The sequence below is a fragment of the Parerythrobacter lacustris genome, from assembly GCF_024626475.1.
Taxonomy (GTDB): Bacteria; Pseudomonadota; Alphaproteobacteria; order Sphingomonadales; family Sphingomonadaceae; genus Parerythrobacter_A; species Parerythrobacter_A lacustris.
The window spans coordinates 174461-198116 of record NZ_JANKHH010000001.1; the positions used below are offsets into that span (position 1 = coordinate 174461).

Sequence of the window (23656 nt, forward strand, 5' to 3'; positions counted from 1 at the left end):
TCTCCGCAAGGAGAAAAGAAATGTCACGTGACGCCGTCATCGTTTCCACCGCCCGCACCCCGCTGACCAAGGCCGGGCGCGGTTCGTTCAACAACACGCTGGCCCCGACGCTGGGTTCGTTCTCGGTCAAGGCCGCGGTCGAGCGCGCCGGGCTCGAAGGCGGCGAGATCGACGACGTGCTGTTCGGCGCGGCGATGCAACAGGGTTCGCAGACGATGAACGTCGCGCGGCTTATCGCGCTGCGTTCGGGCCTGCCGGTGACCGTGCCGGGCATGACGATCGACCGCCAGTGCTCGAGCGGCCTGATGACCATTGCGACTGCCGCCAAGCAGATCATCGTCGACCGCCAGGACATCTGCGTCGCCGGCGGGATCGAGAGCATTTCCAAGGTCAGCGGCAGCGGCAAGGCCTTCATCGAGACCGATCCCGAACTGCTCGAAATGCACAAGGACACCTACATGCCGATGATCGGCACGGCGGAAGTGGTGGCCAAACGCTACAACATCAGCCGCGAGGCGCAGGACGAGTATTCGCTCCAGTCGCAGCAGCGCACCGCCGCCGCGCAGGCTTCGGGCAAGTACGACGACGAGATCGTGCCGTGCAAGGCGACCATGGCGGTGATGAACAAGGAAACCAAGGAAGTCACCTTCCAGGAAGTCGTCGCCGCGAAGGACGAGTGCAACCGCCCCGACACCACGCTCGAAGGCCTCGCCAGCCTGAAGCCGGTAATGGGCGAAGGCTACACGATCACCGCGGGCAATGCGAGCCAGCTGGCCGACGGGTCCTCGGCCTGCGTGTTGATGGAAGCCAAGGTCGCCGAACAGCGCGGCCTGCAGCCGCTCGGCCGCTACGTCGGTATGGCGGTGGCGGGAACCGAGCCCGACGAAATGGGCATCGGCCCGGTCTTCGCCATCCCCAAGCTGCTCAAGGCGTTCGATCTCAAGATGGACGACATCGGCCTGTGGGAACTGAACGAGGCCTTCGCGGTGCAGGTGCTCTATTGCCGCGACACGCTCGGTATCCCCGACGAACTGCTCAACGTCAACGGCGGTTCGATCTCGATCGGGCACCCCTTCGGCATGACCGGCGCGCGCTGCACCGGCCACGCGCTGATCGAAGGCAAGCGTCGCGGCGTGAAATATGCCGTGGTGACCATGTGCATCGGCGGCGGGCAGGGCGCGGCGGGGCTGTTCGAAGTCTTCTGATCGCGTCCGAACTGGGATAAGGGTGGGCGGCTTTCGGGAAACCGGGGGCCGCCCGCTGCGTTTCGCGCAGGGAAAGGAAGCAACGATATGCGATTCGCGAGATTTTCCCTGTGGGCCTGCGCGGCATTGGCGCTCGCTTCGTGCGGCGGGCTGGACGAGGGTTCGGAGAGTGGCGATGCCCCGGCGCCGACGGCGGAACAGGCCGAGCTCAACGCCGCGCCGCAATTCGCTTCGACCTACACCGATTTCGACCTTGCGAAGTGCGAGGTGCTAAGCGAGGAGCGCGAGGAAGGCTCCTCCGCCGAATACCGCTGCCCCGGCTTCGGCGAATTGCCGCTGCTGGTGCAGGAAGGCGACGGGCGCTTCGATCTCGATGCGGGGGGGGACGACGGCGGATTCCAGACCATCGGCGCGTTCAACGATATCGGTGATACGGTTGAATGGCGATTGAAGAACGGCCAGCCCTTCGCGGTGATCTTCCGCTTCCTCGACGTGACCGAGGAAGCCAAGGGGCGCACGGTGCTCGCGGTCGAGACGGTGACCCGTTTGGGCCTGCCTGCCTGCCGCGTGGCGCAGATCGCGGGCGACACCCCTGACGCCAACCAGAAGGCACGCGAACTGGCCGATGCGGCCGCTACCGAGGGTTTTCGCTGCCCGGACGAGCCCGAACTGCTCGGCAACGCGCAATAGCGACGAGATAGGAGCGAGGGGAACCGCGATGGGGATCATGGAAATCATCGGCATCGCGGGCAGCGTCAGCCTGCTGGCGGGCTGGCGGCTCTACCTGTGCATCTTTGCCACCGGGCTCGCGATGCGGTTCGACGCGCTGCCGGTGCCCGAAAACCTTGCCAGCCTCGCGGTGCTGGAAAACCCGTGGGTGATGGGGATCGCGGGCGTTGCCGCAGTGGCGGAATTCTTCGCCGACAAGGTCATGTGGCTCGATTCGGCGTGGGACGCGGTGCACACTTTCGTCCGCCCGGTCGGGGGCGCACTGCTCGCGCTGGCGATCGTCGACCCGTCGGATCCCGCGACGCAGGTCGTCGCCTTCCTGCTCGGCGGCGGGGCCAGCCTCCTCGCCCATGGCGGCAAGGCGAGCGCCCGCGCCGCGGTCAACACCAGTCCCGAACCGGTGAGCAATATCGCCGTCTCGACCGTCGAGGACGTAGCAACCGTGGGGTTGCTCTATCTCGCCTATGAATATCCCTATGTCGCGGGCGGGATCGCGCTGGTGCTGCTTGCACTGGCGATCTGGTTGCTGCTGATCGCGCGGCGGATCATCCGGAAACTGTTCGGCGCCGGGAAGCCCACCGAAACCGGCTAGGCGACCGCTTTCAGCTTTGCCTTGCCGTGCTTGGCAATGAAATCCTCGACCACCGGGGCAACCTTGGTGCGCCACTTGCTGCCGTTGAAGATGCCGTAATGGCCCGCGCCTTCGGCCATGTAGTAGCGCTTCCTGTTTTCGGTCAGGCCGGTTGCGAGGTGCAGCGCCGCCTTCGTCTGGCCGAGGCCCGAGATATCGTCCCGCTCGCCCTCGATCGCGAGAATCGCGGTGCGGTCGATATCGCCCAAATCGACCCGTTTGCCGCGATGCTCGAATGTGCCATTGGGGATAGAGTGCTTCTGGAACACCTCTTCCACCGTCTGGAGGTAGAACTCGGCGGTCATGTCGCACACGCTGCGATATTCGTCGTAGAAATCCTTGGTCGCCTGCGCGCCGCCCTCGTCGCCGATGTTGAGATGCTTGAACATCTCGTAATGGCTCATCATGTGGCTGCCGAGGTTCATGCTCATGAAGCTCGCGAGCTGGAGGAAGCCGGGATAGACCTTACGCCCCGCGCCGCTGTATTGCATCGGCACGGTCGCGATCACTGTGTGGCGGAACCATTCGATCGGGCGCTCCATCGCGAGATCGTTGACCGTGGTCGGGCTTTCCCTGGTGTCGATCGGGCCGCCCATCATGGTCAGCGTCTGCGGCGCGGCGGGGTGGCTGTCGCGGTTCATGATTGCAGTGGTGGCCAGTGCGGGCACCGAGGGCTGGCACACCGCCATCATATGCGCACGCTCCCCGTTACCTTGGGACCCGATATGGTCGAGGAATTCGATCAGATAGTCGATATAGTCGTCGAGATCGAAATGCCCCGCCTCGACCGGCACCATCTTCGCGTCGGCCCAGTCGGTGATGTAGACCTCGCAGCTTTCGACCATCCGCGCCACCGTGCCGCGCAGCAGGGTTGCGTAATGCCCGCTCATAGGGGCGACGATCAGCAGCTTGGGCGCATTGCCGGGCAGGCCTTCGCGGCGGAAGCGCTTGAGATCGCCGAACGGTTTGCCGAGCACGGTCGATTCCTCGACCGGGAATGCCTTCGAACCGATCTCGACGAATTCGATCCCGAACGCCGGCTTGCCATAGGGCGCGGCGGCGTGGGCGAAGACTTCGAGCGCCGATGCCATCATCGAGCCCATGCCGAGATAGCCCATCGGCAGGCGCGGGTTGGACAGCATGCCCGCCCCGATCGAGGCCCAGGCGCTGGCGCTGTTGAGCCAGGCGCGCTGCAATTCATGGATGTGATAGAGCAATCCGAAGTCCTCTGCTGAAACCGTGCCCCGGCTTCTCGCGGGGCCTTTTGTGCACTGCACACTGACCGATCCGGTAGCATTGTGCAACGCATCATTGGCGCGCCGGTGGGAAAAGCCCGCGCAAATGGTGGAATTCGCCGCGATGCCCCGCTAGGTCCGGCGCATGGAAGCACAGCAAGACGAGATCGCCGAAGCCCCGCAGCCGCGGCGAAGCTCGATATTCTCGCGCCGGTCGGCCAAGGTGGAGGGCGAAGTGGCGGGTGAGGTAGAGGCCAAGCCGTCGAAGTCGCTCCGCCCGCTCAAGATGATCTATGTCGAGGCGGCGAAATACCCGACCCAGATCGCGTTTGCCTTCCTCGCGCTGCTCATCACCGCATCGGCGATGCTGGCCATTCCAGCGGGCTTCAAGCTGATCATCGACAAGGGTTTCTCGCAAGGCGGCGATCCGGCCGATATCGCGCGCTGGTTCCGTTACCTGCTACTAATCGTTCTGGTGCTGTCGATCGGCACGGCCTTGCGGTTCTATTTCGTCAGCTGGATCGGCGAGCGCGTGGTGGCCGATATCCGGCTGAAAGTGCAGCGCAATCTGCTCCGCCTCGCGCCGGGTTTCTACGAAGAGAACAGCCCGAAGGAAATCTCCAGCCGGATGACCTCGGACACGACGCTGATCGAGCAGGTGGTCGGGACCACCGTGTCGGTCGCGCTGCGCAATACGCTGATGGCGATCGGCGGGACGATCTACCTGTTTGTCCTCGCGCCGCAGATGACCATCGGTCTCGCGCTGGTGATCCCGGCGATCATCATCCCGATCACCCTCTTCGGGCGGCGGCTGCGCAATGTCTCGCGCACCAGCCAGGACCGGGTGGCCGATGTCGGGGCGATGGTCACCGAGGTGCTTGGCGCGATGAAGATCGTCCAGGCGTTCAACCAGGAAGCGCGCGAGGGCGAGCGGTTCGAGGGCGCGGTCGAGCGGACCTTCGCGGTGGCCAAGCGCCGAATCCTGATTCGTGCGATCATGACCTCGGTCATCATCCTGATGATCTTCGGGTCGATCACGCTGCTGATGTGGCGCGGCGCGAACGGGGTCGCGACCGGCGAGATCAGCGGCGGGACCATCGCCGCCTTCGTGCTGACCGGCGGCCTGGTGGCGGGCGCGTTCGGTTCGCTGACCGAGGTTTACGGCGATCTCCTGCGCGGGGCCGGGGCGGCGAGCAGGCTCAACGAACTTCTGGAGGAAGAGCCGACCGTCGCCGTGCCCGAGCGCCCGCTCGCGCTGCCGGTGCCGCCGCGCGGGAACCTCTCGTTCCGCAATGTCACCTTCCGCTATCCGACCCGGCTGGAAACCGCCGCAATCAAGGATTTCACGCTTGAGGTCGAACCGGGCGAGACGGTCGCCATCGTCGGCCCGTCGGGTGCGGGCAAATCGACCATCTTCCAGCTGGTCGAGCGGTTCTACGACCCGCAGGCGGGCTCGATCCGGATCGACGGGGTTCCGCTGACCAGCGCCGACCCGGCGGACATCCGCCAGCGGATCGCGCTGGTGCCGCAGGACGGGGTGCTGTTCAGCGCCAATGCGCGCGACAATCTGCGCTACGGCAACTGGAACGCGAGCGACGAAGACATCTGGGAAGCCGCGCGCGCGGCCAATGCCGAGCGGTTCCTGCGCGAATTGCCCGAGGGACTCGACACCTATCTGGGCGAAAGCGGCACGCGGCTGTCGGGCGGGCAGCAGCAGCGCATCGCGATCGCCCGCGCGCTGCTGCGCGATGCGCCGATCCTGCTGCTCGACGAAGCGACCAGCGCGCTCGATGCCGAAAGCGAACGGCTGGTGCAGGACGCGCTCGACCGGCTGATGCGGGACCGCACGACGCTGGTCATCGCGCACCGGCTGGCGACCGTGCGTGCGGCGGACCGGATCGTGGTGATGGAAGACGGGCAGATCGTCGAGCAGGGCACCCATGCGCAGCTGACCGGCGCGGGCGGGCTCTACAGCCGCCTCGCCAGCCTGCAATTCACCGACGGCAAGGCGGCCTAATCGACCAACCGCCCTTGCGGCGCGATCAGTGGCGACACGACACGGCAGACCCGGCTATTGCAAGGTCATGGACTTGCGCCCGCACGCCGGGCAACGAATCTTCGGGAGACAGACTGATATGATCCGCACCCTTCTCGCCCTCGGCGTCAGCGCGACTGCGCTGGCGCTTGCTACCCCCGCCTTCGCCGAAGAGGCCGAAGCGAAGCCTGAAGAAGCCGTCGCCGCGCCGACCATGAGCTTCGGCACCTGGGGCTTCGACCCGGAGTACCTGTCCGAGGATATCGATCCGGGCGACGACTTCTTCGCCTATGCCAACCAGAAGTGGATCGATGCCAATCCGCTTCCCGCCGATCGCGCGCGCTTCGGCGCGTTCGACCTGCTGCGCGAGAAATCGACCTTCGACGTCAAGGCGGTGGTTGACGAACTGACTGCGAAACCGGCCGTGGATCTGACCGGCAACGAACGGCGCATCGTCGATGCCTACAACGCCTTCCTCGATACCGATGCGATCGAGGCGGCCGGTCTTGCACCCCCGCAGCCCTATCTCGAGGCGATCGCCGGGGCGGATACGCTGGGCGAGCTGGTCACCCTGTGGGCCACTCCGGGCTACCCCTCGCCGGTCGGCGGGTTTGTCAGCGTCGATGCCAAGGAGCCGACCCGCTATTCGGTCTATGTCGGCAGCGGCGGTCTCGGCATGCCGGACCGCGAGTATTACTTCGACGAGAGCGAAAAGGGTCTGACGATCCGCAAGGCCTATATGGATTACCTGACCTTCCTGATGGGCGAAGCGGGCTATTCGGATGCTGCGGCCACCGCCAAGCAGGTCTATGATTTCGAGGATTCGATTGCGCGCAAGGTAACGTGGGACCGCGCCGTGCGCCGCAACCGCGACTTGACCTACACCGCGCTCACGCCCGAAGAGCTCGGCGGGCTGTCGGAATCCTTCCCGATCGCGGCGTTCCTTGCGACGAGCGGTTTCGGCACAACCGACCGGTTCATCGTCGGCGACATGCCTCCCTCGGCCGAGCGGATCGCCGAACTCGGCCTGTCGGAGGAAGTCGTGGCCAAGATCGGCGGCGGCACCCCCGCCATGCTCGAACTGCTGGCGGCGACTCCGCTGGAGGTGCTCAAGGCGTGGTCGATCAAGAGCTTCCTGTCGTCCAACGCCTCGGTTCTGCCCGCGCGGTTCGACCAAGCAAATTTCGCGTTCTTCGGCACCACGCTCAACGGGGTTCCCCAGCAGCGCGACCGGTGGAAACGCGCGATCGACGCGACCGAAGGCATGCTCGGCGAGCTGCTCGGCGCATCCTATGTCGAGCGCAACTTCCCGCCGGAAAGCAAGGTGGCGATGGATGAACTCGTCGCCAACCTGCGCGTCGCGCTGGCGGAATCGCTCCGGGAAATCGACTGGATGAGCGAGGAAACCAAGGTCGAGGCGATGGCCAAGCTCGACAGCTTCGACCCGAAGATCGGCTATCGCGACAATCTTGAGACCTACGAAGGCCTTGCGATCGTCGGGGGTAACCCGCTGGCCAACAGCATGTCGGCGGCGAAATGGCAGGCGGCGGACAACCTCGCCAAGCTCGGCCAGCCGATCGACCGCACCGAATGGGGCATGCTGCCGCAGACGGTGAACGCCTATTACAACTCGACCAAGAACGAGATCGTCTTCCCCGCCGGGATCCTGCAGCAGCCGTTCTTCGGCAAGGATGCCGACATCGCGGTCAACTATGGCGCGATCGGCGGGGTGATCGGGCACGAAATGGGCCATGGCTTCGACGACCAGGGTTCGAAGTCGGACGCGTCGGGTGCGCTGCGCAACTGGTGGACCGACGCCGACCGCAAGGCGTTCGACGAGAAGGGCAATGCACTTGCCGCACAATACGGCACCTTCTGCCCGCTCGACGAGGGCACAACCTGCGTCAACGGCCGCCTTTCACTGGGCGAGAACATCGGCGATCTCGGAGGGCTGAGCATGGCCTACCGCGCCTACAAGCTGGCGACGGCGGGCAAGGAAGTCCCGGTGATCGACGGGCTGACCGGCGACCAGCGCTTCTTCCTCGCCTGGGCGCAGGTGTGGCGCGGGCAATACCGCGAGGACGCGCTGCGCTCGCAGATCCGCCAGGGTCCGCACAGCCCGACGCAATACCGCACCAACGGGATCGTGCGGAACCTCGACGAATGGTACGAAGCCTTCGGCGTCACCCCCGATGACGATCTCTACCTGCCGCCGGAACAGCGCATCCGCATCTGGTAGAACTCGCAGGACAACTGACAGAGGCGCCCCTTCGCATGCGAAGGGGCGCTTTTTGCTGCCGGTTTCCGGTTTGCATTTGACTTGGCCGGGTGAGGCGGCATGAGGCGCAGCCATGAGTGAAACCATGACCGCCATCATCCTCGGCATCGTCGAGGGGCTGACCGAATTTCTGCCCGTTTCCTCCACCGGGCACCTGATCCTCGCGACCGAACTGCTTGGCTTCGACCAGGCCGACTGGGAGGTGTTCAACATCGCGATCCAGCCGGCCGCGATCCTCGCGATCGTGGTGCTCTACTGGCGCACCTTCTGGGATGTCGCCAAGGGGCTGTTCGGGTTCGAGCAGGGCGCGATAAATTTCGTGCGCAATCTGCTGGTCGCGTTCTTCCCGGCGGTCCTGCTCGGCCTGGCGCTGGGCGACGTCATCGAGACCATGCTCGGCAACGCGGCGCTGGTGTGCTGGACGCTGATCATCGGCGGTTTTGCCATCCTTGCGATCGAGCGCTGGGCCAATCCTCCTGCGACCGGGCCGGGTGTCGCCGGAGTCCCGCTGCGCACCGCCGTCCTGATCGGGATCGTGCAGTGCCTTGCGATGATTCCCGGGGTCAGCCGCTCGGGCGCGACGATCCTCGGCGCAATGGCGTTCGGGGTCGACCGCAAGACGGCGGCGGAGTTCAGCTTCTTCCTCGCCGTGCCGACTTTGAGCGGTGCGACCGTCTACCAGCTCTACAAGCACGGCGCCGGGCTGACCGCAGACGATTACCAGCTGATCGGCATCGGTTCGGTCGTCGGCTTCGTGGTCGCGCTGGTGGTGGTGAAGCTGTTCGTCGAGATCGTCACCCGGATCGGCTTCGCGCCCTTCGCCTGGTACCGGATCGTGGTGGGGGCCGCAGGCCTGGTCTGGCTGGCGATGCGCTGAGGAGCGGACAAGGAACAAAGCGGCGCTTTCCGGATTGATCCTGCGACGACAATTTTCGGATACCGACAGAAATGGGCTTGCTCTTGCTCCTGCTGGTCGGAGCCGTGTTTGGCTGGCTTGCGTCGATCATGACGCAGCCCGCCGAGAGCGGCGACGACCCTGTTCTCATCGCCAGCGGCGCGGTGAGCGCGGTAGTGGCCGGCCTGGCGGTCTATGACGGTTCGGCGATGACCGGCCTCAGCCCGCAGGCCTTCATCGCGGCGGCATTGGCCAGCGCGATCGTGATTGCCAGCGTGGTTTCGATCCGGCGCACGTGGGACGGCACCGGCGATGACCGCTCGCGCAATCGCTGAGGGCTACACCGGCTTCGCGCCGCTCCCCCGACCGCCGCGCAGAAGATATTCCTGCGTGCCCCGGTCATACACATTGTCGACGTCGATCACCGCCGTGTTGGCATAGGTGAAGCTCGGCCCGAGGCTGCGATACAGCCGGTCGAAATCGCGCTCGACCGTCTGCCGGAACAGATCCTCGAAACTCTCGATCACGAAATAGGTCGGCTGAAGGTCGCTGATCACATAGTCGGTGCGCATCACCCGATCGACGTTGAGCATGATCCGGTTGGGGCTGCGTGCCTCGACCGAATAGACCGCTTCGGTCGGCCCCGACAGGACGCCCGCCCCATAGGCGCGCAGGTCCTTCCCCTGCTCGAGGATCAGCCCGAATTCGACCGTATACCAATAGAGTGCGCCGAGCGCCTTCAGGTGGTTGTAGCGCATCGCCTTCCACCCGGCCTTGCCGTATTCCTGCATGTAATCGGCGAACACCGGATCAGTCAGCATCGGCACATGGCCGAACACGTCGTGGAACACGTCGGGTTCCTGAATGTAGTCGAAGGTCTCGCGCGTGCGGATAAAGTTGCCTGCCGGGAAGCGGCGGTTGGCCAGATGCCAGAAGAACACGTGATCGGGGATCAGCATCGGCACCGGCACCACGCTCCATCCGGTCAGCGCGGACAGATCCTCGCTCAGTCGGCCGAATTCGGGCACCCCGCCGCGATTGAGGTCAAGCTTCTCCAGCCCCGCCATGAAAGCGCTCGCCGCGCGGCCCGGCAGCACATCCATCTGCCGCGCGAACAGATCGTTCCAGATCGCATCGTCTTCCGATGTATAGGCGGTTTGCTTCGGCTCGAGCCAGTCATGGCCGACATGCGCGGGTTTCTTGAGCGGAGCGGTAAAGACATCCGCTGGCAATTCGGGCAGGACACTGAAATCCTGTGCGGGCTGTGCTGTGGTGGCCATAGTTTCAATTGTTACCAATAGCAGGCTGAAGCAAGGCTGACAAATGCAGGAGGTGCGCTTGGCGAAGATCAAAGGCAAGGAATACGATGCGCTGCTCGAGCCGATGGAGCAGGAACTGGTGGGCGTCGCGCGCTGGGCCCGGGCAAGCGGCGCGCGTATTTGCGTCATCTTCGAAGGGCGCGATACGGCGGGCAAGGGCGGCGCGATCCGCGCGGTGAGCGAGCGGCTCAATCCGCGCCAGTGCCGGGTGGTCGCGCTGAGCAAGCCGAGCGAGGAAGAACGGACCCAGTGGTACTTCCAGCGTTACGTCCGGCACCTGCCCTCGGCGGGCGAGATCGTGCTGTTCGACCGCAGCTGGTACAACCGTGCCGGGGTGGAGAAGGTGATGGGTTACGCCAGCGACGAGCAGGTCGAGCGCTTCCTCGTCGATGCGCCGCATTTCGAGCGGATGCTGGTCGACGACGGCATACTGCTGTTCAAATACTGGCTCGCCACCGACCAGGCCGAACAGGAGGAACGGCTCGCCGAACGGCTGGAGGACCCGCTCAAGCGCTGGAAGCTCTCGCCGATCGACCTTGCCGCGCGCGAGCGATATCAGGCCTATACCGATGCGCGCGAAGCGATGCTCGCGGCGACGCATACCGATTTCGCGCCGTGGACGCTGGTCGATTTCAACGACCAGAAACGCGGGCGGCTGACGCTGATCCGCGACCTGCTCGACCGCTTGCCGGATACGCATGTCGAGGACGAGCCGCTCGATTTTCCGGCGCTGGGGCATGCACCGCTGCACGAAACCTATGGCGCGATCGAACCGATCCCCGGCTATCCGCGAGACTGAACCTCAGGCGAGCGCCGCGCTCGCCTTCATTGTCTGCCGGCCGTCGGAAGCGAAAGCGCCGAGCTCGATGCCTCCTGCGGCGGCGCGCATGGCAAGGTGCAGCGGTTCGCCGCAGATCGCCGGGCTCACCGCCCGGAAGCTGAAGCTCGCCAGGGCATTGTCGCCATGCGTTTCTGCGGCGAGCTTGAGCAAAAGGCTGGCGATCAGCGGGCCGTGGACCACCAGGCCGCGATAGCGCTCGACGCCTTTCGCATAGGGTAGATCGTAATGGATCCGGTGGCTGTTGAAAGTCAGCGCGGAGTAGCGGAACAGCAGCGTCTCCGATGGCACAAGCGTGGTAGCCGCGTCCCACTCGTCTTCGGCGAACTCGCGCTCGCCCGGTTCCGGCGGGGATGGCGGCGCGTCGGGTGCGGCTGCTTCGCGATAGACCAGCGTCTGTACCTCGCGCACTGCATCGACCCCGTCGGCACGAGTCAGATGCTCGACCTCGACGAAGGCGAGATTGCCGCTGCTGCCGGGTTTCTCGGCCACCGAGTGCAACGTGCTCGTGCGCTCGATCCGCTGAGCGACACTGACCGGGTGCAGGAACGCGATGTCGCTCCCCGCCCACATCCGGCGCGGTAGGGGGATCGGGGGGAACAGGCTGTCCGGGCTGTCGCTGCGCTTTGGATGCCCGTCCTCGCCGAGTTCGGCCGTCGCCGCCTGCGGCGTGCAGAGCGCGAAGTGGATGCCCTGCGGCAGCGCGCCGTGGCCGGAGATGTCGCGGTCGAAGGTTGCCAGCCACCGCGCAGCAAGCGCCCGGTCGACGATATCGGTCTGGACCTGCTGCCGCCCGATCCATGCATCCCACGCCCCCATCAGGCGGCGCGTTCGAAGATCGCCGCCATGCCCTGCCCGCCGCCGATGCACATCGTCTCGAGCCCATAGCGCGCGCCGCGGCGGTGCATCTCGTGCGCCATGTCGGCGAGGATACGCCCGCCGGTCGCGCCGATCGGATGGCCGAGCGAAATGCCCGAGCCGTTGACGTTGAGCAGGTCCATCCGGCTGTCGTCGTCCGACCAGCCCCAGCCCCTGAGCACCGCGAGCGCCTGCGGGGCGAAGGCCTCGTTCAATTCGACCATCTCGATATCGCTCCAGCCCATGCCGGTACGCGCGAACAGGCGCTCGACTGCCGGGACCGGGCCGATGCCCATCCGGCTGGGGTCGCAGCCTGCCGCCGCCCAGCCGGTGAACCACAGCATCGGGGTGAGGCCCAGCTCCTCGACCTTGTCTTCCGCCACCACCAGGCAGGCGGCGGCGGCATCGTTCTGCTGGCTCGCATTGCCCGCGGTGACGATGGCATCGGGATCGCGCTTGAGATCGATCGCGCGCAACGCGCCCAGCGTCTCCATGCTGGCGTCGGGGCGGAAGCCCTCGTCCTCTGTGAAAATGACCGGATCGCCCTTCTTCTGCGGGATCGCCACCGGCACGATCTGCTCGTCGAACCGGCCCTGGTCCCACGCGGCGGTGGCGTTGCGGTGCGACCGTACGGCGAAGGCATCGGCCTGCTCGCGGGTGATGCCGTAGTCCTTGGAGAGGTTCTCCGCCGTCTCGATCATCCCGGTGATAACCCCGAAGCGTTCGATCGGCTGGCTCATCAGCCGCCCGCGCGTCAGCCGGTCCCACAGCACCATGTCGCCCATCCGCGCACCGTGCCGCGCGGTGGTGGTGTAATGCTCGACGTTGGACATGCTCTCGACCCCGCCGGCGACGACGCAATCGGCCGCCCCGGTCTGCACCATCATCGCCGCATTGACGATCGCCTGCAGGCCCGAACCGCAGCGCCGGTCGACCTGGTAGCCGGGCACTTCCAGCGGCAGGCCGGCGGCGAGCCAGCTCCAGTGGCCGATGGCGGGGGCTTCGCCGCTGCCGTAGCCCTGGCTGAAGACGACATCGTCGACTCGTTCGGGATCGACCCCGCTACGCTCGATCAGCGCCTTCAGGATCACCGCGCCCAGCGCCCCGGCTTCGAGCGGTGCGAGCGTGCCGAGATAGCGCCCGACTGGCGTGCGGAGCGGCGAGCAGATGGCGACGCGTCTGAGTACGAGATTGCCTGACACCATAGTATCTACCTCCGTTCGCCCTGAGCTTGTCGAAGGGCCGTCCTTGTTTCTCTCCCGCGTCCCATGAAGAAGGACAGTGCTTCGACAAGCTCAGCACGAACGGGTGTGGTTACATGTCGCTCAAAGCCACCGTCCCCGCGTCCACCAACTTGGCAATGGCACCTGAAGACAAGCCAAGGCGCTGCGCCAGAACTTCCTCGCTGTGCTGGCCAAGATAGGGGGCCGGGGCCGGGTCGCCCGGTTCGTGGCCGTGGCGCTTCGCGAAGCTGCGGGTGGCGGGATAGGCGAAGCCGCTGGGGTTGGCGGGGGAGGGGCCGAACAGCGGGTTGTCCGCCACCAGCACCGGATCGGTTGCTGCTCCGTGCATGGTGCGATAGCGTTCGAAGGTACAGCCGTGCTGCGCCAGCCGTTCCGCCAGCGCGGCGTAGTCGTGCTGCTCGGAAGCCTGCTGGAACAGCGCGAACAGCGGCTTGCGGTGGGTGAAGCGCGGCGTGTCGCCATCGGCGAAGCGCACACCCAGTTCGGCCTCCAGCGCGGCAATCTCCGCTTCGACCCCGAAAGCGGCGACCAGCCCGTCCCACTGCTTCGGCGTCAACGCGGCGACCATGAAGCGCTGGCCGTCGCGACTGCGGAAATCGCGCCCGAAGGCGCCCCAGATCGCATTGCCCAGCCGCTCGCGGTCGGACCCGCGATAGAGCATCTCCGCCATCGCTCCCGAATTGGCCATCGTCCCGATCGCGACATCGCCGAGCGGGATGCGCAGCTCGCTCCCCTCGCCGGTGCGGGTGCGGTGATGCACCGCGGCCATCAGGGCAAAAGCACCATAGGCCCCGGTGATGAAATCCCACGCGGGCAGTACCTGATTGACCGGCGGGGCTGCCACCGGGTCCCATTCCTCCGGCCCGCACATCAGCGGATATCCACTCGCGGCGTTGACGGTGAAATCCATCGCCTGCCGCCCGTCGTGCCAGCCCATGATGCGCAAGCTGACCATATCCTCGCGCCCCCGCGCAACAGCAGCATGTGACAGGAAGCTCGCTTCGGGCAGGTTGGTCACCAGCGTGCCGGTGGTGCGCGCCAGTTCGGCGCACAGCTCGCGCCCCGCGCCGCTGCGCAGGTCGAGCGCGACGCTCTTCTTGCCCCGGTTGAGGTTCTCCCAGCTTAGCGAACGACCTTCGCCGGTCAGCATGTAGCGGTCGTAGTCGAGCCCGCCGGCTGTGTGATCGACCCGGATCACCTCGGCCCCCATCTGCGCGCAATAGAGCCCGATGGTGGGCGAGGCGACGAAGCTCGAGACTTCGATGAGGCTAAGATCGTCGAGCAATCTATACATCTGTCATCCTCGCGAAAGCGGGGATCCAGGGCCCCATGCGCTCTCCAGGCCATCGTGGATTCCCGCCTGCGCGGGGATGACAAACAGGTTTGGCATTCATCGCTCAGCGCTGCTCCTCTTTCCATTCGCGCAGCATGTGCTTGGCGATCTGCAACAGCAGGATCTGCGTCGTCCCTTCATAGATGCGGAAGATGCGCGCGTCGCGGTAGAAACGCTCGGCGTCGTATTCGGCGAGGTAGCCTGCGCCGCCATAGACCTGCACCACCCTGTCAACCACCCGGCCGCACATTTCGGAAGCGAAGACTTTGAACGCGGCCGCCTTGCGTAGCACGTTCTCGCCCCGGTCGGCGCGCGCGGTGACGTCGTCCATCATGCACTCGGCGGCATAGATTTCCATCTCGCTTTCGGCGAGCATCTGCTGGATGAGCTGGAAATTGGCGATCGGCTCGCCGAAAGCCTTGCGCTCGTTGGCATAACGGATCGCCGAATCGAGCGCGCGCCGCGCCAGCCCCGCCGCCATCGCGCCGACCGAGATGCGCCCGTTGTCGAGACTCATCATGGCGAAACGGAAGCCCTTGCCGGTTTCCCCGCCGAGCAGCGCCTCGCCCGGCAGATGGACATCGTCGAGCATGATGTCGGCGATATGCGCGCCCGACTGCCCCATCTTCTTGTCCGGCGTCCCGGTCGAAACGCCGGGCGCGTCCATCGGCACGATGAAGGCGCTGACATGGGTGTTTTTGGGCAGGTTGTCCTTGTTCGTGCGCGCCATGATCAGCGCCACCTTCGCGCTCGGCGCGTTGGTGATGTAGCGTTTGGTGCCGTTGAGGATCCAGCCATTGCCCGATGGATCGGGTTTGGCGGTGGTCTGGAGCCCTGCGCTGTCCGATCCCGAACCGGGCTCGGTCAGGCCGAAACAGGCGATCTCGCCAGCGGCGACGCGCGGCCACCATTCGGCCTTCTGCGCCTCCGTCCCGCCATTCTTGAGCGCGGAACTGAACATGCCGATGTTGATCGAAAAGATCGAGCGATAGGCCGGCGCGGCATAGCCCATCACGTGGATGACGCGGGCATATTGCTGCATGTTGAGCCCCGCACCGCCGTATTCGACCGGAATCGACAGGCCGAACAGCCCCATGTTGCGCATCTCGTCCAGGATCGCAGCGGGAATGCGGTCGTGCTCGATCACCTCCTTTTCGGCCGGGATCAGCCGCTCGCGGACATAGCGCTGCAGCTGGTCGAGGAACTGGTCGAAGATTTCGGGGTCCATGCCGCTTTCGGCCATCGCGCTTCCTCTCCTGCCCGATGGGCGGTTCTATTCCTGCGAGTCGGGCGAGGGATCGCCTGCGGGTGTCCCGTTCTCGCTCGGCTGCGCTGCGGGCTCTGGCCGGCGCTGCTCGATCATTTCGGCCGCTTCGTCGAGCGCCTCGGCCTCGTTCTCGGTCACCCCACCGGGTCCGGCATCGCCCCCGCCGGCGCCGCAGGCAGCAAGCAGCATAAAGGCGGGCAGGAGAGCGAAGCCAGGTGCGCGCGAGATCATCATGTCAGGCACCATAATGCGCTTTACGCAAACGTAAAGCGGGCGGATCGCGCGTCCGCAATCCGCCCGCCCTGGGACTATCAATCAAGAGGCCCTGGTAGGCCGAAGCCCGGATTACTCCTGATTGCTCGCTTCGGCTTCGTTGGCGATGGCCTCGAAATCGGCGACTGCGGCCTCTGCATCGTCTGCCGCCTGGTCGAGCGTCCGCTGCTCGACCGGCGGGCCGGCAGGCGCTTCTTCGCGCGGCGACATGTCGGTATCGAGCACCGGTTCCTCGATCACTTCCTCCATTGCCTCGGCAGCGGGTTCCTCGACGGTTTCGGCTTCGGCATCTTCCGACGCATCTCTGGAGTCGCCGCAGGCGGTGAGGGCGAGGGCGGCGGCGGCGAAACTGGCGGCAAGGGCGATTTTTCTCATGGCGAATGTGCTCCAAGGGTCGAAAAATTGGGTGCGCCGACGTGCGACGCGGGCAATGGGCACAGATTAGCCTGTGCTTTTCCCCACCGCAAAGTCCAAATTCGCGGCGTCCCCTGTTTGCCGCGCGGCGCGCCTCTGCCAAGGGGACGGCCATGGGCGGCGCAAACGGACACGACGGTCGGCTGGATGAGGCGCGCGAGACGCTGCGCCGATTGTTCGGCTTCGACGACTTTCGCGGGCGGCAGGCGGACGTTGTCGCGCGGGTGCTGGCGCGGCAATCGACACTCGCGGTGATGCCGACCGGGGCGGGCAAGTCGCTCACCTACCAGTTGCCGGCGGCGATGATCGATGGGACCTGCGTGGTCATCTCGCCGCTCATCGCGTTGATGCACGACCAGCTGCGCTCGGCGCGCGCCAACGGGCTTCGCGCGGCAACGTTGACCAGCGCCGATGCCGACTGGCGCGAGACAATGGACGCCTATCGCGCGGGCGGGCTCGACCTGCTCTATGTCGCCCCCGAACGCGCCAGCCAGCTGCAGTTCCGCGATTTTCTATCGAGCGCGCGCATCGGTCTTTTCGCGATCGACGAGGCGCATTGCGTGTCCGAATGGGGGCACGATTTCCGCCCCGACTATCGCCAGCTGCGTCCGCTGATGGATGCCTTCGGCGATGTGCCTCGTCTCGCGCTGACGGCGACAGCGGATGAGCGGACCCGCAGCGACATTCTCCAGCAGCTAGGCATTCCCGAGGACGGGCTGATCCTCGCCGGGTTCGACCGGCCCAACATCCGCTATGCAATCCGCCACCGTGACAATGCCACGCGCCAGATCGCGCAAATCATGGCGGAAGAACCGGGGCCGGGGATCGTCTATGCCCCGACCCGCAAGAAGGTGGAGGACCTCGCGGCGAAACTCTCCGATGCAACCGGCCGCCCGGTGTTGCCCTATCACGCCGGGCTCGATCCGGAACGGCGCGCGGCCAACCAGGCGGCCTTCGTCTCGAGCGAGGACATGGTCATCGTCGCCACGATCGCTTTCGGCATGGGGATCGACAAGCCCGACGTGCGCTTCGTCGCGCATGCCGGCATCCCCAAGTCGATCGAAGCCTATTACCAGGAAACCGGTCGCGCCGGGCGCGACGGCGATCCCGCGCGCGCCGAAATGCTGTGGGGCGCGGGCGATTTCGCCCAAGCACGCCAGCGGCTCGGCGAACTGCCCGAAGCGCGGCAGGGCGAGGAACGCGCGCGGCTCGAAGCGCTGGCCGGGCTGGTCGAGACCGCCGGTTGCCGCCGCGCGATCCTGCTCCGGCATTTCGGCGAAGACCCGCCACGCGAATGCGGCAATTGCGACAATTGCCTCTCTCCCCCCGGGGTGACCGATGCGACCGAAACCGCGCGCAAGCTGCTCTCGGCGGTCTATCGCACCGGCCAGAGCTTCGGCTTCGGGCATCTGCAGAAGGTGCTCACCGGGGCCGATGACGAGCGCGTGCGACAGCGCGGGCACGACCGGCTGAGCGTGTTCGGCATCGTCGGTGGCGAAGAAGCGCGGCTGCTCCAGCCCCTGTCACGCGCATTGCAGGCGCGCGGGGCGCTGGTTTCGACCGAGCACGGCGGGCTGGCGCTGGGCGGCGAGGCACGCGACATCCTCAAGGGCGATGCCGCCGTGATGATCGTTGTGCCGCCCAAGCGCGAGCGCGGGCGGGGCCAGCGCGATTCGGCACCCAACCCGGTCGGCGACCCGCTGTTCGATGCCCTGCGCGAATTGCGCCGCGAACTGGCGCAGGAGGGGCAGGTGCCACCCTATGTGATCTTCCACGACGCCACCTTGCGCGAAATGGCGCGATTCCGGCCCTCTTCGCTTGCCGAGCTCGGCAACCTCAGCGGGGTCGGCGCGAAAAAGCTGGAAGCCTATGGCGACGCGTTCCTCACGGTGATTCGCCAGCATTGAACGGTTCCGATTGACTCTCCTGCGAATCGATATAAAAGTGATATCACTATTATATCGAAAGGGTGGGACCATGACCGAATTGACAGGTGCAATGAATGTGAGCTGCGAGCGCAAGGCGAGCAGCTTCAACGGCTTCGTCATGCTGGTGGTGCTTGTCGCCGTGTCGGCGCTCGCGATCTGGACCGTGAGCCAGGGCGTCCCGCCCGAGGGTGCAATGAAGGATGCCAAGCTGGCATTTGCAGGGCTGCTGTTCGGCTCGATCCTTGCGCTCGTGCTGGTCGCCGCCGGGTTTTTCATGATCCAGCCCAACCAGGCGGCCGTTATTACCCTGTTCGGTGCCTATCGCGGGACCGAGCGGACCGAGGGGCTGCGCTGGGTGTGGCCGTGGATGATGCGCAAGAAGATCAGCGCGCGGGCGCACAACGTCCATTCGGACCGGGTCAAGATCAACGACCTGCGCGGCAACCCGATCGAGGTCGCCTGCAATGTGGTCTGGCGGGTGGCCGACACCGCGCAGGCGGCGTTCGATGTCGACGATTACAAGACCTTCGTCGAGATCCAGATCGAGGCGGGTCTGCGCACCGTCGGCGCGCGGCATCCCTATGACGACATGAGCGACGAGGACGAGACGACGCTGCGCGGCAGCGCCGATGTGGTCAATTCGGAGCTGTGTGCCGAACTCAACGAACGGTTGCAAGTGGCGGGTATCGTGGTCGACGAGGCGGGGCTGACCCACCTCGCCTATGCGCCGGAGATCGCCGGGGCAATGCTCCGCCGCCAGCAGGCCGATGCGGTGATCGCGGCGCGCAAAAAGGTGGTGATCGGCGCGGTCGGGATGGTCGAGGATGCGCTCGCCAAGCTGGCCGAGGACGGCATCGTCGAGCTGGACGACGAACGCAAGGCGGCGATGGTGTCGAACCTCATGGTCGTGCTGTGCGGCGACCGCGAAGCGAGCCCGATCGTCAACGCCGGTTCGCTGTACTGATCGACGCAACGCGGGAGCGGGCCTGTGGCCTCACCGAAGAAAAAGGCATTCGCGCTCCGGCTCGATCCTGCGGTCCACGCAGCAATCGAGCGGCTGGCCGCCGACGAGCTGCGCAGCGCAAATGCCGAAATCGAAATCCTGCTGCGCGAGGCGTTGAAAGCGCGCGGGATTACTGTGGACCGGGGCAGCCGCGCCAAGCGTGGTCGACCACCGAAGGGAGAATAGGACATGCTGCACAAATTCTTCGAACCGGGTGACTGGTTCTCCGCCAAGACCCATGGCTATGGCGCAGGCCTGCCGGTTGCGTGGCAGGGCTGGGTATTGCTGGCATCCTACCTCGGTGTGATGCTCGGCTTCGGACTGCTGGCGGAGAGCGGCACATTCGCCAACATCGCCATTGCCGTGGCCGGGATCGTAGTCGCGACGGCCCTCCTCGTGCTGGTCGCAAAGCACCGCACGCGCGGGGGATGGCGCTGGCGCAACGGCGAGCGCGGCTGACCCGCCTTGCAGGCTTAGCAGGCCATTAACCCTTTGGCGCTATCGCGGGAGGCATGGAAAACCCCGTCTTCCCGGTCGAATCGCGCCGCGTCTCGCGGCTGCTGATCGCTGTCGCCGCGCTGGCCGTTGCCGCGATCCCTGCCGCTACCGCCTTCGCCCAGTCGAGTGCCCCCTTCACCGTGGTGGAAACCGGGCGCGGCTACGCCCAGTTGCAAGACGCGGTCAACGCCATCGGCAACGGCAGCGGGACGATCTCGATCGCCAGCGGCACGCATCGCCAGTGCGCGGTGCAACAGGGCGGCAGCATTGCCTATCTCGCCGCCGAGCCGGGTCGCGCCGTGTTCGACGGGGTGACCTGCGAAGGCAAGGCGGCGCTGGTGCTGCGCGGGCGCGAGGCTAGCGTATCTGGCCTCGTCTTCCGGCGTATGGCGGTGCCCGATTTCAACGGCGCGGGGATCCGGCTCGAACAGGGCAATCTCACCGTGTCGCAAAGCTGGTTCGCCGACAGCCAGCAAGGCATTTTGACCGGCAACGACGCCAACGGACGGATCGTGATCGACAAGTCGACCTTCTCCGGCCTCGGCACCTGCGAGGGTTCGGGCGGCTGCGCGCATTCGATCTACATCGGCGACTACGGCCAGCTGCGCGTCACCCGCAGCCGGTTCGAGAAGGGCGCGGGCGGTCACTACGTCAAGGCGCGCGCCGCGCGGGTCGAGATCGCTGCCTCGAGCTTCGACGACAGCGCGGGCCAGAACACCAATTACATGATCGACCTGCCAGCGGGCGCGACCGGGCAGATCACCAACAACTGGTTCGTCCAGGGGCGCAGCAAGGAGAATTACTCCGCCTTCATCGCGCTCGGCGCGGAAGACCGGTTGCATCCGTCGGACGGATTGCTGGTGGCGGGCAACGACGCGCGGCTGGTGCCCAACCTCAGCCGCGAAACGGTGTTCCTTGCCGACTGGAGCGGGGCGGACATCGAGCTTGGCCCGAACACCCTCGGCGCGGGGCTCAAGCGCTTCGAACGGCGTTAGTTCGCTTCGGGTTTGTAGTCCCGCCACGGGGTGAACTGCGCTTCGTAGCCGTACTCGGTGGCGATTGCGTTGGCGCGCTTATTGATCGCGTGAACCTCGTCGTCGTTCAGGCCATAGCTGATCTTCTGAAAGTTGGCCGACGCCACCATGTCGCCGGCCGACAGGGCGACCAGCCACAACGCCATCGCCTCGACCTTGTCCTGCGGCACCCCTTGTCCTTCCAGATGGAGCACGCCGAGGCCCTGAAGCCCGTGGGCATTGCCCTTGCGCGCGGCCATCTCGTAGTTCCGCCGCGCTTCAGCGAAATCCTGCGGCAAACCCTTGCCTGCGGCAAGCATCACCGCGAGGCTCGCCATGGCACCGGTATTGCCCTGATCGGCTGCCTTGCGAAACAGCTCGACCGCCTGCTCGGGACTGCCTTCGACCGCACCGCTATCGATCATGATGCCCAGCCGCCATTGCGCATAAGGGTCGCCGCGATCGGCGGCCATCCGGTAGTAAGTCGCTGCCGTAGCCGGATTGGCCGCGACATCCTGTCCCTTCTCATAAGACATTCCGAGGAAGGTCATCGCTTCCACATCGCCGGCATCGGCCGCTTGCCGGATAAGCTCGATGGCTTCGCCCATCTTGCCCTGTTCGATCAGCGCCAGCGCATCCTCGCGCGGCGAGTTGGCGAGCAGAAGCAAGGCCGAAGCGGCGATCAGCAGGCGTTGCATCGTATCCTATCCTCCGGTCCCGTCAGCGGCGTTGTATGCGCCCATGCATTATCGGCTCTGCGCCGTTCCTGAACGCAAACCGTTGTTACAGCAAGTGGCCCGACCTGTCGCGCTTGGTCGCAAGGTAATGCGCGTTGTGCGGATTGTCCGGTAGCTTGTGGGGCACGCGTTCGGCAACCGTCACTCCCGCCGATTCGAGCGCGGCGACCTTGGCCGGGTTGTTGGTCATCAGCCGGATTTCGCGCACGCCGAGCAGCTCGAGCATGCGCGCTGCCACCGGGAAGTCGCGCGCTTCGTCGGGCAGGCCGAGGCGGCGGTTGGCGTCGACCGTGTCGAACCCCTGATCCTGCAGGCGATAGGCGCGCAGCTTGTTGATCAGCCCGATCCCGCGCCCTTCCTGCCGCAGGTAGAGCAGCACGCCCCAGCCCCCCGCTTGTGCTTCGCCCGCTATGGCATGCAGCGCCGCATCGAGCTGCGGGCCGCAATCGCATTTGAGGCTCGAAAAGATATCGCCGGTCAGGCATTCGGAATGCAGGCGCACCAGTGGGGTGCGTTCGGACGATTGCCGCCCGATCACCAGCGCCACGTGTTCGCGCAGGTCGTCGGCGCTGCGAAAGGCGACGATCTCCGCCTCCTCGTTGGCCGCGATGGGCAGGCGCGCGCGGGTGGCGATGAACAGCCGCTCGACTTCCGACCATTCGCGCAAATCGCTCGCTGCCAGCACCTCGGCCTCCCCGGCACCCTCCGGATCGACGAGAAAGGCCGGCAGGATCCCCGCGATCCGCGCCAGCTCCATCGCGGTCGCAGCCGCTTCGGGCCATTCGAGGGCCGAAGCGATGAACGGTCCCTTGAACGGATTGGCCATATCGAGCGCCGGATCGGCGATCGGCATTGCCGAGCCCAGGGCAAACCTTTCGGCCCCACGGATCAGCACCGGGGCATGCGGCTCGGCGGCCTCGCGCTGGTTGGCAAGCTTGAGCGTCGCGGCGCGCGCGGCGGAAATGAGCATGGTCTCGGAACTGGCGTCGCGCGCAATCGCGGTTTCGACCGGAAACAGCGTCGGACCGTCTGCGAACGCGATCGGCCAGCCGTGCCGCAGGGCGTCGATCGCGCGCGCCACCCGGCGTGCCGGCGAAGCCGGGGGCGAAGGCGCGGCTGCGCTCAGAGATCGAACTCCGTCGTCAGCGGGATGTGGTCGCTCGGCCTGTCCCAGTCGCGCGCATCCTCGAACACGCGGTGCCCGATCGCCTGTCTGGCGAGCTCCGGGCTGGCCCACATATGGTCGAGCCGCCTTCCCCGGTCCCCGTCGCGCCAGTTCTTCGCGCGGTAGCTCCACCAGCTGTAATAGCGTTCGGGATCGCGGATATGCTCGCGCCCGATGTCGGACCAGCCATGCGCATCCCGGAACCTCTGCAGCGTATCCACTTCGATCGGCGTGTGGCTGACCACCTTGAGCAATTGCTTGTGATTCCACACGTCGCTCTCGAGCGGGGCGATGTTGAAATCGCCGACGATCAGCGTGGGCCGGTCGACCTTGTCGGCCCAACGGGTCATTCGCTCGAGGAAATCGAGCTTCTGACCGAACTTCGGATTGATCGCGCGGTCGGGCTCGTCTCCGCCGGCGGGAATATAGACGTTCTCGAGGATCATCCCCCTGCCCGGCCCGAGCAGCTCGACCCCGACATGGCGCGCCTCGCCATTGTCCTGCCAGTCATGCCGGGAAAACTCGGCGAGGGGGATGCGGCTGACGGTCGCCACCCCATGATAGCCCTTCTGCCCATGCACCGCGAAATGCTCGTACCCCAGCGCGCGGAACGCATCGTAAGGAAACTGCGGTTCCTGGCACTTTATCTCCTGCAGGCACAATACGTCGGGCGATTGCTCCTGAATGAAGCGTTCGACGATAGGCATCCGCAGGCGGACTGAGTTGATGTTCCAGGTGGTGATCGTGACCATGCGGGC

General features: G+C 65.9%; 24 protein-coding genes. 13 read left to right on the plus strand and 11 right to left on the minus strand.

What is annotated here, in order from left to right:
* The first annotated feature begins 20 nt into the window (after positions 1-20).
* From NSO95_RS00855 to NSO95_RS00865, 3 genes are all read left to right on the plus strand, one after another.
* Positions 21-1205 carry an acetyl-CoA C-acyltransferase gene (locus NSO95_RS00855; RefSeq protein WP_257594246.1) on the plus strand — a complete coding sequence of 395 codons (1185 nt, stop codon included), beginning with the start codon at positions 21-23 and terminating at the stop codon, positions 1203-1205.
* Positions 1206-1292: 87 nt separating this feature from the next.
* Complete coding sequence (locus NSO95_RS00860) at positions 1293-1895, plus strand: hypothetical protein (protein ID WP_257594247.1); 603 nt, start codon at positions 1293-1295, stop codon at positions 1893-1895.
* A 28-nt stretch (positions 1896-1923) separates the two neighbouring features.
* Complete coding sequence (locus NSO95_RS00865) at positions 1924-2526, plus strand: DUF4126 domain-containing protein (protein WP_257594248.1); 603 nt, start codon at positions 1924-1926, stop codon at positions 2524-2526.
* Here NSO95_RS00865 and NSO95_RS00870 read toward each other — a convergent pair.
* Positions 2523-3782 carry a polyhydroxyalkanoate depolymerase gene (locus NSO95_RS00870; protein ID WP_257594249.1) on the minus strand — a complete coding sequence of 420 codons (1260 nt, stop codon included), beginning with the start codon at positions 3780-3782 and terminating at the stop codon, positions 2523-2525. The two genes, NSO95_RS00865 and NSO95_RS00870, sit on opposite strands and share 4 nt — an antisense overlap.
* A 163-nt stretch (positions 3783-3945) precedes the next feature.
* Between NSO95_RS00870 and NSO95_RS00875 the strand changes: the two genes are divergently transcribed.
* The 4 genes from NSO95_RS00875 (at position 3946) to NSO95_RS00890 (ending at position 9343) form a co-directional block, all read left to right on the plus strand.
* Positions 3946-5817 carry an ABC transporter transmembrane domain-containing protein gene (locus NSO95_RS00875; RefSeq protein WP_257594250.1) on the plus strand — a complete coding sequence of 624 codons (1872 nt, stop codon included), beginning with the start codon at positions 3946-3948 and terminating at the stop codon, positions 5815-5817.
* Positions 5818-5935: 118 nt separating this feature from the next.
* A complete protein-coding gene (locus NSO95_RS00880; RefSeq protein ID WP_257594251.1) occupies positions 5936-8074 on the plus strand; it encodes a M13 family metallopeptidase in 2139 nt (712 codons plus the stop codon).
* Between the two features lie 112 nt (positions 8075-8186).
* Positions 8187-8990, plus strand: coding sequence for an undecaprenyl-diphosphate phosphatase (locus NSO95_RS00885; protein WP_257594252.1), 804 nt, complete (start codon positions 8187-8189; stop codon positions 8988-8990).
* 71 nt (positions 8991-9061) lie between these two features.
* Positions 9062-9343: a hypothetical protein gene (locus tag NSO95_RS00890; RefSeq protein ID WP_257594253.1), complete on the plus strand. Its 282-nt coding sequence runs from the start codon at positions 9062-9064 to the stop codon at positions 9341-9343.
* A 3-nt stretch (positions 9344-9346) separates the two neighbouring features.
* On the opposite strand, the gene phhA is transcribed toward NSO95_RS00890, so the two are convergent.
* Positions 9347-10288, minus strand: a complete 942-nt coding sequence (phhA, locus tag NSO95_RS00895; protein ID WP_257594254.1) for a phenylalanine 4-monooxygenase — start codon at positions 10286-10288, stop codon at positions 9347-9349.
* A gap of 43 nt (positions 10289-10331) precedes the next feature.
* Here phhA and ppk2 point away from each other — a divergent pair, with 43 nt between their 5' ends.
* On the plus strand, positions 10332-11126 hold the full coding sequence (gene ppk2 / locus NSO95_RS00900; RefSeq protein ID WP_257594255.1) for a polyphosphate kinase 2: 795 nt from the start codon (positions 10332-10334) through the stop codon (positions 11124-11126).
* Positions 11127-11129: 3 nt separating this feature from the next.
* Here the strand turns inward: ppk2 and NSO95_RS00905 are convergent, their stop codons facing one another.
* From NSO95_RS00905 to NSO95_RS00930, 6 genes are all read right to left on the minus strand, one after another.
* On the minus strand, positions 11130-11984 hold the full coding sequence (locus NSO95_RS00905; RefSeq protein ID WP_257594256.1) for an HTD2 family dehydratase: 855 nt from the start codon (positions 11982-11984) through the stop codon (positions 11130-11132).
* The gene (locus NSO95_RS00910) at positions 11984-13225 is read right to left on the minus strand and encodes an acetyl-CoA C-acetyltransferase (protein WP_257594257.1); all 1242 of its coding nucleotides are present in this window, start codon (positions 13223-13225) and stop codon (positions 11984-11986) included. The genes NSO95_RS00905 and NSO95_RS00910 overlap by 1 nt, the downstream gene beginning before the upstream one ends.
* A 112-nt stretch (positions 13226-13337) precedes the next feature.
* Positions 13338-14561, minus strand: a complete 1224-nt coding sequence (locus NSO95_RS00915; protein WP_257594258.1) for a CoA transferase — start codon at positions 14559-14561, stop codon at positions 13338-13340.
* Between the two features lie 103 nt (positions 14562-14664).
* Complete coding sequence (locus NSO95_RS00920; protein ID WP_257594259.1) at positions 14665-15843, minus strand: acyl-CoA dehydrogenase family protein; 1179 nt, start codon at positions 15841-15843, stop codon at positions 14665-14667.
* A 30-nt stretch (positions 15844-15873) separates the two neighbouring features.
* Positions 15874-16101 (minus strand): hypothetical protein, encoded by a 228-nt coding sequence (locus NSO95_RS00925; RefSeq protein ID WP_257594260.1) that lies wholly within the window; start codon positions 16099-16101, stop codon positions 15874-15876.
* 111 nt (positions 16102-16212) lie between these two features.
* Complete coding sequence (locus tag NSO95_RS00930) at positions 16213-16515, minus strand: hypothetical protein (RefSeq protein ID WP_257594261.1); 303 nt, start codon at positions 16513-16515, stop codon at positions 16213-16215.
* Between the two features lie 152 nt (positions 16516-16667).
* Here NSO95_RS00930 and recQ point away from each other — a divergent pair, with 152 nt between their 5' ends.
* The 5 genes from recQ to NSO95_RS00955 all read left to right on the plus strand — a co-directional run bounded on the left by recQ (position 16668) and on the right by NSO95_RS00955 (position 20978).
* The gene (gene recQ, locus NSO95_RS00935) at positions 16668-18461 is read left to right on the plus strand and encodes a DNA helicase RecQ (protein WP_257594262.1); all 1794 of its coding nucleotides are present in this window, start codon (positions 16668-16670) and stop codon (positions 18459-18461) included.
* A 70-nt stretch (positions 18462-18531) separates the two neighbouring features.
* A complete protein-coding gene (locus NSO95_RS00940) occupies positions 18532-19446 on the plus strand; it encodes an SPFH domain-containing protein (RefSeq protein WP_257594263.1) in 915 nt (304 codons plus the stop codon).
* 24 nt (positions 19447-19470) lie between these two features.
* The gene (locus tag NSO95_RS00945; protein ID WP_257594264.1) at positions 19471-19671 is read left to right on the plus strand and encodes a type II toxin-antitoxin system antitoxin; all 201 of its coding nucleotides are present in this window, start codon (positions 19471-19473) and stop codon (positions 19669-19671) included.
* Positions 19672-19674: 3 nt separating this feature from the next.
* The gene (locus tag NSO95_RS00950) at positions 19675-19944 is read left to right on the plus strand and encodes a hypothetical protein (protein WP_257594265.1); all 270 of its coding nucleotides are present in this window, start codon (positions 19675-19677) and stop codon (positions 19942-19944) included.
* Between the two features lie 53 nt (positions 19945-19997).
* Entirely contained in the window at positions 19998-20978 is a 981-nt protein-coding gene (locus NSO95_RS00955) for a right-handed parallel beta-helix repeat-containing protein (protein WP_257594266.1), read from the plus strand.
* Here the strand turns inward: NSO95_RS00955 and NSO95_RS00960 are convergent.
* From NSO95_RS00960 to NSO95_RS00970, 3 genes are all read right to left on the minus strand, one after another.
* A complete protein-coding gene (locus tag NSO95_RS00960) occupies positions 20975-21694 on the minus strand; it encodes a tetratricopeptide repeat protein (protein ID WP_257594267.1) in 720 nt (239 codons plus the stop codon). The two genes, NSO95_RS00955 and NSO95_RS00960, sit on opposite strands and share 4 nt — an antisense overlap.
* A gap of 85 nt (positions 21695-21779) precedes the next feature.
* Positions 21780-22814, minus strand: a complete 1035-nt coding sequence (ribA, locus tag NSO95_RS00965) for a GTP cyclohydrolase II (RefSeq protein ID WP_257594268.1) — start codon at positions 22812-22814, stop codon at positions 21780-21782.
* 41 nt (positions 22815-22855) lie between these two features.
* Positions 22856-23650, minus strand: coding sequence for an exodeoxyribonuclease III (locus NSO95_RS00970; protein ID WP_257594269.1), 795 nt, complete (start codon positions 23648-23650; stop codon positions 22856-22858).
* Between the last annotated feature and the right edge of the window lie 6 nt (positions 23651-23656).

Excerpts from the sequence above, each read along its gene's own strand:
- NSO95_RS00950 (WP_257594265.1), top strand. The coding sequence starts at position 19,675 with ATGCTGCACAAATTCTTCGAACCGGGTGACTGGTTCTCCGCCAAGACC.
- recQ (WP_257594262.1), top strand. The coding sequence starts at position 16,668 with ATGGGCGGCGCAAACGGACACGACGGTCGGCTGGATGAGGCGCGCGAG.
- NSO95_RS00875 (WP_257594250.1), top strand. The coding sequence starts at position 3,946 with ATGGAAGCACAGCAAGACGAGATCGCCGAAGCCCCGCAGCCGCGGCGA.
- NSO95_RS00905 (WP_257594256.1), bottom strand. The coding sequence starts at position 11,984 with ATGGGGGCGTGGGATGCATGGATCGGGCGGCAGCAGGTCCAGACCGAT.
- ppk2 (WP_257594255.1), top strand. The coding sequence starts at position 10,332 with ATGCAGGAGGTGCGCTTGGCGAAGATCAAAGGCAAGGAATACGATGCG.
- phhA (WP_257594254.1), bottom strand. The coding sequence starts at position 10,288 with ATGGCCACCACAGCACAGCCCGCACAGGATTTCAGTGTCCTGCCCGAA.
- NSO95_RS00885 (WP_257594252.1), top strand. The coding sequence starts at position 8,187 with ATGAGTGAAACCATGACCGCCATCATCCTCGGCATCGTCGAGGGGCTG.
- NSO95_RS00860 (WP_257594247.1), top strand. The coding sequence starts at position 1,293 with ATGCGATTCGCGAGATTTTCCCTGTGGGCCTGCGCGGCATTGGCGCTC.
- NSO95_RS00920 (WP_257594259.1), bottom strand. The coding sequence starts at position 15,843 with ATGGCCGAAAGCGGCATGGACCCCGAAATCTTCGACCAGTTCCTCGAC.
- NSO95_RS00880 (WP_257594251.1), top strand. The coding sequence starts at position 5,936 with ATGATCCGCACCCTTCTCGCCCTCGGCGTCAGCGCGACTGCGCTGGCG.
- NSO95_RS00925 (WP_257594260.1), bottom strand. The coding sequence starts at position 16,101 with ATGATGATCTCGCGCGCACCTGGCTTCGCTCTCCTGCCCGCCTTTATG.
- NSO95_RS00940 (WP_257594263.1), top strand. The coding sequence starts at position 18,532 with ATGACCGAATTGACAGGTGCAATGAATGTGAGCTGCGAGCGCAAGGCG.
- NSO95_RS00955 (WP_257594266.1), top strand. The coding sequence starts at position 19,998 with ATGGAAAACCCCGTCTTCCCGGTCGAATCGCGCCGCGTCTCGCGGCTG.
- NSO95_RS00865 (WP_257594248.1), top strand. The coding sequence starts at position 1,924 with ATGGGGATCATGGAAATCATCGGCATCGCGGGCAGCGTCAGCCTGCTG.
- NSO95_RS00855 (WP_257594246.1), top strand. The coding sequence starts at position 21 with ATGTCACGTGACGCCGTCATCGTTTCCACCGCCCGCACCCCGCTGACC.
- NSO95_RS00930 (WP_257594261.1), bottom strand. The coding sequence starts at position 16,515 with ATGAGAAAAATCGCCCTTGCCGCCAGTTTCGCCGCCGCCGCCCTCGCC.
- NSO95_RS00960 (WP_257594267.1), bottom strand. The coding sequence starts at position 21,694 with ATGCAACGCCTGCTGATCGCCGCTTCGGCCTTGCTTCTGCTCGCCAAC.
- NSO95_RS00915 (WP_257594258.1), bottom strand. The coding sequence starts at position 14,561 with ATGTATAGATTGCTCGACGATCTTAGCCTCATCGAAGTCTCGAGCTTC.
- NSO95_RS00890 (WP_257594253.1), top strand. The coding sequence starts at position 9,062 with ATGGGCTTGCTCTTGCTCCTGCTGGTCGGAGCCGTGTTTGGCTGGCTT.
- NSO95_RS00970 (WP_257594269.1), bottom strand. The coding sequence starts at position 23,650 with ATGGTCACGATCACCACCTGGAACATCAACTCAGTCCGCCTGCGGATG.